The following is a 12,696-nucleotide window of genomic DNA, read 5'->3' as shown; positions in this document are numbered from 1 at the left end:
GGCTTCACCTTTGAAAAAGTACCTTTTCCATTTTTAGATTTCCAGTCTCTCTTTCCACATGACCAACTCCGATAAAAGCTCCCTTGCAGTACACTTTGTATCTTTTCGAAGGCTCGTATTCGCCCTCTACTCTTATCTTCACACCGTTTAGGATCTTTTCAAAGTATGCTCCGTCGAGTTCTAGCACGCTATAGTGTGAAAGGGCTGTCTCCAAAGAGAGCAGTATGCTAGAAGCTTCTCCTCTCGACACAGTGTTCTCTATCTCCTCTAGCGTATAGGCGTCTTCGATGCTGTACGCGCCCACTCTAGTTCTAAGCAGAAATGACATATGTCCCAGGTTCCCTAGCTCGCATGCCATGTCTTCACAAAGAGTTCGAACGTACGTTCCACTTGAACACTCCACGTCGAAGAGTATCTCTCTATTATCCTTGTTCTTAACCAGTTCAAGCGAGTATATCTCTATCTCTCTGCTCTTTCGCTCTACCTCTATGCCAGCTCTTGCCAGCTGGTAGAGTTTCTTGCCGTCTTGCTTTTTGGCTGAGTACATAGGGGGGATTTGCTCTATCTTTCCAGTAAAGTCCTGGACTACTCTTCTCAAATCCTCTTCTGTGAAGTTAGAAAACTCTCTTTCCTCTACCACTTCTCCATAGCTGTCCTGAGTGTCTGTCCTGGCTCCTAGCGAAAGCTCTCCTCTGTAGCTCTTGGTCACCTCCGGGTCGTTGAAGTACTCTGCAACTCTGGTGGCTTTTCCAAGGCATACAGGGAGCACTCCTGCGGCCCCAGGGTCAAGCGTGCCTGTGTGGCCGACTTTCTTCATCCCGAATGTCCTTCTCACAAAGCTCACCACATCGTGAGAAGTCATGCCTGGCGGTTTAAGTATGTTAAGTATCCCGTCAGCCATGTTAAACACCCTCGCCAATAGCTTCTAGGATAAGCTTTCTGGCCTGCTGCATATCCCCGTCTATCTTGCACCCTGCAGCCCGCATATGTCCGCCGCCGCCGAAATTCTGAGCAATCTCTGAAGAATCGTACTTCTCCTTGGATCTTATGCTGACCTTGGTCTTGTCCTCAAATGGCTTCAAGACGAATACAAGCTCCACTGTGTCGATGTCGCGTATTATCTCCACTATCGAGTCCACTTCTTTTATGTCCATGCCTGAATTTTCGAGTATCTCCTCTGTTATAAGGAGCATGGCTATGCTGTTGTCTCTTAAAAACTCTATCCTCTCCATGCTCTCTTTTATAAGCAGCATCTCGCTGAGCGTGTTGCTCTGATAGAGCTTTCTGACTACCTTTTCTTTGTCAAACCCAGTTCTTATAAGCTCCGCCGCTATCTCATGGGTCCTGGCTCCCGTGCTCTGGTATTTAAAACTTCCGCTGTCCATGCTTATCCCTGTGTATATGGGCTCTGCAATCTCAGGGTCTATTTCAACTCCAAGCCCGTGAAGTATGTCGTACACTATCTCCGAAGTTGAAGAAGCGTCGCTCAGCACTATGTTCAAGTCGCCGAAATTCGGGTTTGTCATATGGTGGTCTATGTTCACCAGCGTCTCTATATTCTCAAGCCCGTCTATTCCAATTCTGCTCTTGTCTCCGCAGTCCAGCGCCAGAAGGATTCCTTTCTCCTCGTAAACGTCAGTCTGCTTTACAAGAGATACATCTAGAAAGCCCAAGTAACTTGGAACTTCGTCTTTTAGCCTGAGCATTATCTTTTTTTCAGGATACTGCTTTAGAAGCCCCTTGCCCAGCCCGAGCAGAGACCCTATGCTGTCTCCGTCCGGCCTTACATGAGAGCTTATATATATGACTTCGCTCTTTTCAACAAGGGCTTTTAACTCTTCAATTTTTTCTCTCATAATAGAGTCCATTCAATCACCCTACTCTTTATTTATATCTCTCAGCATCTCTGAGATTCTGATTCCATGGTCTATGGAACTGTCTAGCTCAAATATAGGCTCTGGAGTATACCTCATATTTATCTTCTGCCCTATTTCCTTTCGGATAAACCCTTTTGAAGAGTTAAGGCCTGCTAGAGTATCCTGCTTCTCTTTTTCAGTACCCATAACGCTTATATATATCTTGGCGTACCTTAGATCCCTTGTCACCTCGACCTGTATAACGCTAGTCATAGGAGATACTCTGGGATCTTTAACCTCGTTCATTATCAAATTGCTTACAAGCTTTTTGATTTCTTCTCCCATTCTGCTAAGCCTTCTGCTGCTCATAGTAGCACCTCTATTCCTATCTTTTTATTTCTTCCATAATGAAGGCCTCTACTACGTCGCCTTCTTTCATATCCTTAAATCCTTCTATCGCAAGTCCACCTTCGTAGTTGACTGCAAGCTCTTTTACATCGTCTTTAAATCTTCTAAGTGAAGACAGCTCGCCTTCGTATATAACTATATTATCTCTCAGTATTCTGATCTGAGAAGCCCTAGTGATCTTTCCAGTCTGAACATAGATTCCAGCTGCCACTCCACCAGGTATCTTGAATATCTCTCTTACTTCGGCTCTTCCCTGGAAGACCTCTTTATACTCAGGCTCTAGCATACCATCTATAGCGGCCTTTATGTCCTCTATGGCGTTGTATATTACCCTGTAAGTTCTAACGTCCACTTCCTCGCTGCTTGCAATCTCCATGGCGTTGTTTGTAGGTCTTACGTTGAAGCCTATTACTATGGCGTTCGATGCAGAAGCCAGCATTATATCACTTTCAGTTATAGCTCCTACTCCACCGTGTATAGGGTTTACCCTTACTTCTTCATTGCTCAGCTTAAGAAGCGACTGCTTTATGGCCTCTATAGTTCCCCTAACGTCAGCCTTCACGATTATGTTAAGCTCTTTTACCTGTCCGTCCTGGATAGTGTCGAAAAGGTTGTCTAGAGATACTTTCTGTCCTTCTTTCATCTTGGCGTCTCTGTGCTTGCCTTTCATCTTCTCTCCAAGATATCTGGCCTTCTTGTCGTCTTCCACCATGTACATTCTGTCTCCAGACTCTGGCACTTCAGAAAGACCTATTATCTCTACAGGAGTAGAAGGGCCTGCCTTCTTTATCTTCTTGCCCTTGTCGTCTATCATGGCTCTTACACGACCGTAAGTCTTACCTGTGATGATGGCATCTCCTACTGAAAGCGTTCCTTTCTGCACAAGCACTGTAGCTACAGCTCCTCTTCCCTTGTCCAGCTTCGCCTCTATTATAGTTCCGACTGCTCTTCTGTTCGGGTTGGCCTTAAGCTCCTGCACTTCAGCAACTAGAAGTATCATCTCCAATATGTCCTCTATTCCTTCACCAGTCTTGGCAGATACGTTTACGAATATAGTGTCTCCACCCCAGTCCTCTGGAACAAGTCCATACTCTGTAAGCTCCTGCTTAACCTTGTCTGGGTTTGCAGCCGGCTTGTCTATCTTGTTTACTGCAACTATTATAGGCACTCCTGCAGCCTTCGAGTGGTTTATAGCTTCCACTGTCTGAGGCATTACCCCGTCATCTGCTGCAACTACAAGTATAGCTACGTCTGTTATCTGCGCTCCCCTGGCTCTCATAGAAGTAAACGCCTCGTGACCTGGAGTATCCAGGAAAACTATCTTCTCGTTGTTTATTTTTACAGTTGAAGCTCCTATATGCTGAGTTATCCCTCCTGCTTCCTTGTTTGTTACGTTTGTGTTTCTGATCGCATCCAGAAGTGAAGTCTTACCGTGGTCTACGTGTCCCATAACAGTTACTACAGGAGGTCTAGACTTTAGGTCTGCTTCATCATCTACATAGTTGTAAGTCTGCTCTAGAAGCTCTTCCATATTCTCTATGTCTGATACTTCTCCCTCTACAGCGTACTCGTACTCTGCTGCTATTATGCTGGCAGTGTCATAGTCTATCTCCTGGTTCAGTGTAGCCATAACACCAAGACCTATAAGCTTAGTTATTACGTCTGATACCTGTACTCCTAGCTTTTCTGCCAGCTCTTTTACCTGTACTGACTCCCCAATCTTTATAACTGGTAGATCGCTTTTGTTTTCAACTTCTTGGTCTATATTATCGGTTTTCTCCATAGTATCCTCTTTTCTTTTAATTTCTTTTTTGTCTTCTACTTGATTCTCAGGCTCTGATTTCTCTTCCACTTGAGCCTCTTTAGCCTGTTCGATTCCCTCTGCTGCTCCGGTAAAGAGCTCTTTTAGTATTTCCACCGTCTCTTCGTCAAGCGTGCTCATGTGGTTTCCCACTTTTATATCAAGTTCCTTAAGCTTTTCTATAAGGTCCTTAGATGTAAGACCTAAGTCCTTGGCTAATTCATATACCCTAATTTTCATAAAAATAACACCTCCATATTTTTCAGGCGACTATTTATCGTTCAGCTTTTGAACTAAGGCTTTTCCAAATTCACCGTCATTTACAGAGATCACCGCCACTATGCCTTTTCCCAGAATCTGTCCTAGCTCTTCCTTTGTAGAGACAATGAGCATTTCCACTCCCCTGCTATTGCACATATTCCCAAACTTCTTTTTTGTGTTTTCAGAAGCGTCGCCAGCGACTACTATAAGACTCGACTTCATCTTTTTAAGATTCAGTTCGCATCCTGTCTCTCCTGTAGTCAAATATCCCGCTCTTTTGCCAAGCCCTAAAAGGGCTAGAAATTTACTTTTCACTTTCAATCTCCTCTAAGAGTCTGTCGTATACTTCGTCAGGAATCTGAGTCTCTAGAGCTCTTTCTACACGCTTGCTTTTCATCGCCTTTTTCAAGCATTCTGAGTCTCTGCATATATAAGCGCCTCTTCCGTTTGCCTTTCCTGTAAGGTCTACTGCTATTTCGCCTTCCTTGCTTTTAACTATCCTTACTAGCTCTTTCTTGGGCTTGCTTTCATTGCACCCAACACATCTTCTAAGTGGTATCTTCTTTGTTTTCACAGACTTCACCTTCCCTAAAGAATCGAATCCATCTCATCGGACTTAGAATAGTTTAGCTCATCTTTACTGCCGCCTTCGCCTATATACTGTGTTTCACTCTTTATGTCTATTTTCCATCCTGTAAGCTTGGCTGCCAGTCTTGCGTTCTGCCCCTCTTTACCTATAGCCAGCGAAAGCTGGTAGTCCGGAACCACTACTAGCGCAGATTTCTGGTCCTCGTTTACACTTACCTTCAGCACCTTAGATGGGCTTAAGCTGTTCTCTATAAATACAGCCGGATCTTTATCCCATACTATTATATCTATCTTCTCTCCGTTTAGCTCGTCTACTATTGCCCTTACCCTGTTGCCCTTGAAGCCTACGCAAGCTCCTACTGGATCTACTTCCGGGTCGTTAGAGTAGACAGCTATCTTAGTTCTAGACCCTGCTTCTCTCGATATGCTGAATATCTCCACAGTTCCGTCCTGTATCTCAGGCACCTCTAGCTCGAAAAGCCTCTTTACAAGACCTGGGTGAGTCCTTGAGAGAAGTATCTGCGGCCCTTTTGAAGTCTTCTTGACTTCCACCACAAACACCTTGATTCTGTCTCCCTGCTGGAAGCTTTCCCCTGGTATCTGCTCTGTCACAGAAAGCGAACCCTCCAGCTTTCCAAGGTCTATAAGCGTGCTCGCTGAGCCTGCCCTTTGAACTATTCCAGTCAGTATTTCGTTTTCCCTGTCTATATACTCACCGTATATTATCTCTCTCTCGGCTTCCTTTATCTTCTGAGTAACCACCTGCTTCGAAGTCTGGGCAGCTATTCTTCCAAAGTTTCTAGGTGTTATCTCTATCTGTACGATATCTCCTAGTTCAAAAGAAGGGTCTATTTCCTTTGCCTCTTCAAGGCTTATCTCTAGAAGGTCGTCGTATACCTCTTCTGACACTTCCTTTTTGGCAAACACCCTTACCTCGCCTGTAACTCTGTCTATCAGTACCTCCACGTTTTGAGAAGACCCGAAGTTCTTCTTGTATCCCGATATAAGCGCTGCCTCTAGCGCATCGAATATAATATCCTTAGATATGCCCTTGTCTTTTTCAATTTCCTGAAGAGCCTCTATAAATTCGGCATTCATTATTGTTTTTCCTCCTTGAATTAAAACTCCACAGTCAAGTTTATCTTGGCTATGGCTTTTCTCTCTATTTCAACTCTGTTTGAACTTTCGTCCTCTATAACTATCATATCACCATCGTACTCTAAAAGCACTCCCGAGTAGCTCTTCGAGCCGTCTATCGGAGCGTATAGTCCTATTTCAACCTGGCTTCCTATGCTTCTCTCAAAGTCCTTGTCTTTTTTAAGCGGCCTGTTTAGCCCTGGAGATGAAACCTCTAAGAAGTAGTACTCTTTTATAGGGTCCTTCTCGTCTAGAATTGGATTTAGCTTTTGGCTGAAAAGCTGACAGTCGTCTATGTTTATCCCTCCTGGCTTGTCTATGTAGACCTTGAGGTACATATCTGCTCCTTCTTTAACATACTCCACATCCACTATTTCGAATCCCAGGTCTTCTGCTATCTCGTTCGACATCGACTCGACCAGTTTTTCTATATCTGCTCTTTTCATAAAAACACCTCCCGATAAAATTTGCTGTATAAAATAAATTAAGAGTGGGTATAACTTTTCCCACTCCTTTCAAACTCCAGATGTATTTTATCAGTATAAGTGTATCACAGTTTCCTATAAAAATCAAATAGTAAAAAGATTTAGCTGGTTTGTCTCAGGCATTCCGTCTAGACAGCCATGAAGCCTCAGCGCTTCCACCACCGTCTTGCTGACTTTCGCCCGAATCACCATGTCCTCTATTGAGATAAAGTCTCCGTCTGATCTCTCTTTCACTATGCTCCTAGCCGCATTCTCGCCTACACCCTCTAGCGATTTAAGCGGTGGAAGTATTCCCTTTTCTCCAAGGGTGAACTTGTCGCTATCCGACTTGTACAAGTTGACCCTTTCGAATGTGAATCCCCTTGCGTACATTTCAAGCGCAACTTCAAGCACTGTGAGCAGGTTCTTCTCCTTTGCAGACTTTTCAAGCCCAAGCTTCTCAAGCTCCGATATCTTCTGCTCTACCACTTCTCTTCCCTTGAGTATAAGCTCTGCGTCGAAGTCTGCCGCCTTGGTAGTAAAGTAGGTGGCATAGAAAGCCTCTGGGTAATGCACCTTGAAATAGGCTATCCTGAAAGACATCATAACGTAGGCAACCGCATGGGCCTTGGGGAACATGTACTTTATCTTCTGGCAAGACTCTATATACCACTCCGGCACGTTGTTCTCCCTCATGTATGCCTCTTCCTCGTCTGTAAGCCCTTTTCCCTTCCTGACCTTCTCCATCATCTTAAAGGACTTCTTCTTGTCTAGTCCGCTGTATATAAGGTAGTTCATTATATCGTCTCTTGTACATATGACTTCGTTCAGCTTCGCTATCCCAGCCTTTACGAGCTCGTGCGCATTGTTTATCCAAACGTCTGTCCCGTGCGAAAGTCCACTTATCCTGACTAGCTCCGAGAAGGTGGTGGGCCTTGTATCAACTAGCATCTGTCTTACGAACTTGGTTCCGAACTCCGGTATTCCAAGAGTTCCAACCTCTGACTTTATCTCCTCGGGCTCCACCCCCAGCGACTCCGTGCTCAGAAACAGCTTTTTTGTCTCTGGGTCATCTAGAGGGGCCTTCTCGGGCTTTACCCCTGTTATGTCCTCTAGCATCCTTATAATACTCGGCACGTCGTGCCCCAGTATGTCGAGCTTCAGTATTCTTCCGCTTATGGCGTTGTAGTCGAAATGCGTAGTCACGACTCCGGAGCTGTCGTCGTCTGCCGGGTACTGTATAGGCGTGAAGTCGAACACGTCTTTGTAGGACGGCACTACCATTACTCCCCCTGGGTGCTGTCCCGAAGTCCTCTTTATTCCGGTACACCCTTTCACAAGCCTGCTTATCTCTGCTCCAGACACATCTTCGCCCTTGGATTCGTAGTACTTTCTGACAAAGCCGTAGGCCGTCTTCTCGGCCACGGTGCCTATTGTACCTGCCCTGAATACATAGCCTCTTCCGAAAAGCTCCTCTGTGTACTTGTGGGCTACAGGCTGATACTCTCCTGCGAAGTTCAGGTCTATATCAGGCTCTTTGTCTCCTTCGAAGCCTAGAAACACCTCGAAAGGTATATCGTGTCCCTCTTTCACTAGCTCTATACCGCATTTTGGGCAGGTCTTGTCCTCTAAGTCCACTCCTGATCCTACAGACCCGTCCAAGACGAATTCGCTGTACTTGCACTCTGTGCATATATAGTGCGGCGGAAGAGGGTTTACCTCTGTTATGTCGCTCATGGTGGCCACAAGTGAGGACCCTACAGACCCCCTAGAGCCTACAAGGTATCCGTCCCTGAGCGACTTTGTAACCAGCTTCTGCGAGATTATATAGAGCACGGCGTAGCCGTTGCTTATTATGGAGTTCAGCTCTCGGTCCAGCCTGTCTTTTACGATCTCCGGCAGAGGATCTCCGTATATGCCTATGGCCTTCTTGTAGTTCATCTCCCGGAGCTCCTCGTCCGCTCCTTCTATCTCTGGTGGATAAGTGCCATCCGGTATTGGCTTTAAGTCCTCCACCATGTCGGCTAACCTGTTGGTGTTTTCCACCACAACCTCTTTGCACTTTTCGGGGCCAAGGTATTCAAACTCGGCCATCATCTCCTCGGTCGTCCTGAAGTAGAGCGGAGCCTGGTCGTCCGCATCTGAGAACCCTTGCCCCGCCATGAGTATCCTCCTGTAGACCTCGTCTTCAGGCTCCAGGAAGTGTACGTCCCCAGTTGCCACAACAAGCTTTCCAGATTTCTCTCCAAGCTCCACTATCTTTCTGTTTATGTCCATAAGCTCCTCTTCGCCGGAAACGTCTCCGTTTCTAGCTAGGAACATATTGTTCCCTATGGGCTGTATCTCCAGGAAGTCGTAGAAATCTACTATCCTCTCTATCTCTTCTTCCGGCCTGTTCTTGAGTATCGCCCCGTAGAGCTCACCGCTCTCGCAGGCAGTCCCGAGTATCAGCCCTTCCCTGAACTTGCACAGTGTAGACCTCGGTATCCTGGGCTTTCTGTAGAAGTGGTCCATATGGGATGATGAGACTATCTTGTAGAGGTTCTTTAGCCCCGTATAGTCTTTTGCATAGATTATTATGTGGTTACTCCGCTCTTTCCTCAGGTCCCTGTGCTTAAGCGAATACTCGTTCAGACCTTCTAGCGTTTCGACTCCTGACTCCGTGGCAGGCTCCAGAAGCTTGAGAAGTATCTGCGCTGTAGCCCTTGAGTCGTCTACAGCCCTGTGGTGGTTTTCAAGCGAAGCTCCTACATGCTTTGCCACTGTGTTCAGCTTGTGGTTTTTGAGCCTTGGATATACTGCCCTTGCAAGCGAAAGCGTGTCCAGTACAGTGTTTTTGACCTCTGCACCGAGCAGCTCCCTGGCCTTTGTCCTTATAAAAGACATGTCAAACTGGGCGTTGTGCGCCACCAGCACCGAGTCTCCAGCGAACTCCAGAAACTTCGGAAGCACCTGATCTATTTCCATCTTGCCAGCTAGCATCTGGTCTGTTATACCTGTAAGCTCCACTATCTTGTCTGGGAGCGAACGCTTTGGATCTATCAGCTCGCTGAACTCCGACACCACGTTCCCCTGCTCTATCTTGACAGCCCCTATCTCTATTATGCTGTCGTTTCTAGGGGAGAAGCCAGTTGTCTCTATGTCGAACACCACATAGTCTGTATTTAGATTTCTATTCCCTGGGCTTTCCACTACGCCTTTTCCATCGTCTACAAGGTATCCTTCCAGCCCGTATATCACCTTTATGTCCTTTCCGCCGCTCTCGTACATGGCCTCCGGGAAGCCCTGTACGACTCCGTGGTCTGTTATGGCTATCGCCTTATGCCCCCACTCTATAGCCCGCTTTACAAGAGATGAAGCGCTGGCCACTCCGTCCATAGAGCTCATCTTGGTGTGGCAGTGAAGCTCCACCCTCTTCTCGGTGGACTCGTCTTTTCTGACAGCTCTCGCCAGCTTCTCTGCGCTCTTGAGCATCACAGAAAGCTGTCTTGAAAAAGTGTCGTACATGGCATCTCCCTGAACTCTTATGTAGTTCCCGTTAGATATCACGCTGCCGACCTCTTCTTCTTGACTTTCGCTTACAAACATCTTCATGTTTACAGAACTCTTGAAGTCGGTGAGGTTGAATATATATATCTTCTTGTTTCCCTTTATCTCTTTTTTTTCAAGGTCGAAGACCTCTCCCTCTGTAATTACAGCTCCAGAGTGTATATTTATATCCGAGATGGCTGTCCTCTCTCCGCTTATCTTCTTTACAAGCGCCCTGCTCTTCTTTCTGTTGTCAGCTTGTGTGAATCCTGACTTTTTCCCAGTTTCCCCTGTCGCAGACGACTGCTTCTCAGACTTTGGAGAAGCGTCTATCCCTCTAGATATGCGCTCCAAGATGCTCTGCTCTTCCGCCTCTTTCCTCTTGTTGTAGTCTTCCGGATTCTCTTCCTGATCTACTTTGCCAAATTCGACTAGAACATCTATTCCAAACTCCGACTGCACCTTCTCCTTTATCTTGCACGATATCTCCGCCAATTTCATCCTGGCTATAGCCAGCTCGTTAGGAGTCTTAAGAGTAATCTTACTCCCACAGAGCGATATCACAAGTCCCTCTATCCATCCGCAACTAGACGGAATCTCCGCCTTTATAAGGCTGCATAGGTTTTTTATGTAGCCTTCAAAGTGATCTTCTAGCGGAAAGTCATAGCTTATCTCTGCACTCAAAAAATCGAACTTAGACAGCTTCCTCTTAAGTGCAGAGGTCAAGCGATCTAAGTCCTCGTCTAAAACCAGTTTTCCAGAGTTTAGTTTAACCCTAAGTGTTTTGCTCTCTTTGTGTATATTGACGCTTTCTATCTCAACTTCCAGAATATCCTCGCTTATTCCGTCAAGACCTACTGTTTCTTTTAAATCTCTGACATATCTAATCGACGAAGCCATCTAATTCACTACCTTTCCTTTACGCTTACAATCCCAGGAAGCTTCGAAAGTTCCTTTACAAGGAGCTTTCTGTTGAGCGTCCTGTTCAAATCCCTGTTCACGCTCATAAGTATCTCTATGACTACAAGCTCCTCTTCATCTTCGCCAGCATATGAGTCTATCTTCACTATCTTGATCCCCATGGCCCCTATCTTGTTGGAGATTATGCCTATCTGCCCGGCCCTGTTTTTAGAAACTATCTCTATCTCTATATACTTGTCATCCCCAAGGTATTTCTCTATTCTGCCAAAGGCTATAAGGGTGAAAAGCACAAGCAGCGAACTTGCAATGGCCCCTACATAGAAACCCGCCCCCACGGCGAGTCCTATGCAGGCTACGGCCCAAAGTCCAGCAGCTGTAGTGAGTCCTTTTACATTGTTTCCGTCCCTTATTATAGTTCCAGCTCCCAAAAATCCTATCCCGCTTATGACCTGGGCCCCTAACCTGTCTGGCTGCATGTTGGCCGTGTCCTTGAATATCTCAAAGAGATAGAGCGATGTGAGCATCACAAGCGTAGACCCTACACATACGAGTATGTGGGTTCTGAGCCCCGCAGGTCTTCTGAGGGACTCTCTCTCTATGCCTATCGCCCCAGAAAGTATTATAGAGAGTATCAACTTGAATACTATGCTTTCTGTGCTCAGCATAAGATCACCTACTCCTCATTACATATTCTCTATTTCTTTTATCAGCTCTTCTAAAAGGTCTTCTTCTCTGACTTTTTTGACTATCTTGCCTTTTTTGAATATGAGCCCCTCGCCTTTTCCGCCAGCAATCCCTATGTCGGCCTCCTTGGCTTCCCCAGGGCCATTTACAACACATCCCATTATGGCCAGCTTTATAGGCTTCTCTATATGTGAGATTCTCTTTTCTACTTCGTTTGCCAGCTTTATAAGGTCTATCTGGGTCCTGCCACAAGTCGGACACGAGACTATCTCTATCCTGTCCTTTAAAAGCCCTACTGTCCTGAGTATCTGCTTTCCTACTCTTATCTCCTCTACAGGGTCTCCTGTCAGCGAAACCCTCAAGGTGTCACCTATGCCCTCTAGGAGCATCGCCCCTATTCCGACAGCCGACTTTATAGTTCCAGCCCAGACAGTCCCAGCCTCTGTTATGCCAAGGTGAAGCGGATAGTCCACCATCTTCGCTATCTTCTTGTAGGCCCTGAAAGTTAAGTCCACGTCTGTGGTTTTCAGAGAGAGCTTTATATTCCTGTAGTCCAGCTCTTCTAGTATCTTCACATGCTCCATAGCGCTGTAGACAAGGGAGTCTTCGTTTACGCCCCCGAATCTGTCCAGTATGTCCTGCCTTATTGAGCCAGAGTTCACCCCTATCCTGATTGGGATATTTCTCTCTCTGCAAACTTCTACCACTTTTTCAACCCTATCTCTGCCACCTATGTTGCCAGGGTTTATCCTAAGCCCATCTACACCGCTTTCGACCGACTCTATCGCAAGTCTGTAGTCGAAATGTATATCAGCTATAAGCGGTATACTCACGGATTTCTTGATTTCACCTATGGCACGGGCCGCATCCATATCCAGCACAGCCAGCCTTACTATGTCACACCCTTCAGCTTCCATGGCCTTTATCTGAGACACTGTAGCTTCAACGTCTCTTGTATCTGTATTTGTCATAGATTGAACTGTAACCTGCGATCCGCCACCTATCGGAACGTCACCACAGTATATGCGCCTGCTCTCTCTTCTCATAT

11 protein-coding genes are annotated in these 12,696 nt (G+C 46.1%); all 11 read right to left on the bottom strand.

What is annotated here, in order from left to right; translation table 11 throughout:
* Positions 1-4 precede the first annotated feature (4 nt).
* The 11 genes from truB to ispG all read right to left on the bottom strand — a co-directional run bounded on the left by truB (position 5) and on the right by ispG (position 12,694).
* Complete coding sequence (gene truB / locus EUAN_RS02900) at positions 5-901, bottom strand: tRNA pseudouridine(55) synthase TruB (protein WP_071061527.1); 897 nt, start codon at positions 899-901, stop codon at positions 5-7.
* Position 902: 1 nt separating this feature from the next.
* A complete protein-coding gene (locus EUAN_RS02895) occupies positions 903-1,856 on the bottom strand; it encodes a DHH family phosphoesterase (protein ID WP_169817323.1) in 954 nt (317 codons plus the stop codon).
* Positions 1,857-1,877: 21 nt separating this feature from the next.
* Positions 1,878-2,225, bottom strand: coding sequence for a 30S ribosome-binding factor RbfA (gene rbfA / locus EUAN_RS02890; protein ID WP_071061523.1), 348 nt, complete (start codon positions 2,223-2,225; stop codon positions 1,878-1,880).
* 16 nt (positions 2,226-2,241) lie between these two features.
* The gene (gene infB, locus EUAN_RS02885) at positions 2,242-4,305 is read right to left on the bottom strand and encodes a translation initiation factor IF-2 (protein WP_071061521.1); all 2,064 of its coding nucleotides are present in this window, start codon (positions 4,303-4,305) and stop codon (positions 2,242-2,244) included.
* A gap of 30 nt (positions 4,306-4,335) precedes the next feature.
* Positions 4,336-4,641 (bottom strand): L7Ae/L30e/S12e/Gadd45 family ribosomal protein, encoded by a 306-nt coding sequence (locus tag EUAN_RS02880; RefSeq protein ID WP_169817322.1) that lies wholly within the window; start codon positions 4,639-4,641, stop codon positions 4,336-4,338.
* On the bottom strand, positions 4,631-4,900 hold the full coding sequence (rnpM, locus tag EUAN_RS02875) for an RNase P modulator RnpM (RefSeq protein ID WP_071061517.1): 270 nt from the start codon (positions 4,898-4,900) through the stop codon (positions 4,631-4,633). Before rnpM ends, EUAN_RS02880 begins: the two co-directional genes overlap by 11 nt.
* A gap of 14 nt (positions 4,901-4,914) precedes the next feature.
* Entirely contained in the window at positions 4,915-6,012 is a 1,098-nt protein-coding gene (gene nusA, locus EUAN_RS02870) for a transcription termination factor NusA (RefSeq protein WP_071061515.1), read from the bottom strand.
* Positions 6,013-6,032: 20 nt separating this feature from the next.
* Positions 6,033-6,497 carry a ribosome maturation factor RimP gene (gene rimP, locus EUAN_RS02865; RefSeq protein WP_071061513.1) on the bottom strand — a complete coding sequence of 155 codons (465 nt, stop codon included), beginning with the start codon at positions 6,495-6,497 and terminating at the stop codon, positions 6,033-6,035.
* Positions 6,498-6,620: 123 nt separating this feature from the next.
* Positions 6,621-10,943 carry a PolC-type DNA polymerase III gene (locus EUAN_RS02860; RefSeq protein ID WP_071061511.1) on the bottom strand — a complete coding sequence of 1,441 codons (4,323 nt, stop codon included), beginning with the start codon at positions 10,941-10,943 and terminating at the stop codon, positions 6,621-6,623.
* 8 nt (positions 10,944-10,951) lie between these two features.
* Positions 10,952-11,629, bottom strand: coding sequence for an MgtC/SapB family protein (locus EUAN_RS02855; RefSeq protein WP_071061509.1), 678 nt, complete (start codon positions 11,627-11,629; stop codon positions 10,952-10,954).
* 18 nt (positions 11,630-11,647) lie between these two features.
* On the bottom strand, positions 11,648-12,694 hold the full coding sequence (ispG, locus tag EUAN_RS02850) for a flavodoxin-dependent (E)-4-hydroxy-3-methylbut-2-enyl-diphosphate synthase (RefSeq protein ID WP_071061507.1): 1,047 nt from the start codon (positions 12,692-12,694) through the stop codon (positions 11,648-11,650).
* Between the last annotated feature and the right edge of the window lie 2 nt (positions 12,695-12,696).

This window comes from Andreesenia angusta (genome assembly GCF_001855385.1).
Taxonomy (GTDB): domain Bacteria; phylum Bacillota; class Clostridia; order Tissierellales; family Gottschalkiaceae; genus Andreesenia; species Andreesenia angusta.
This window is presented reverse-complemented; position numbering and strand designations above follow the sequence as displayed.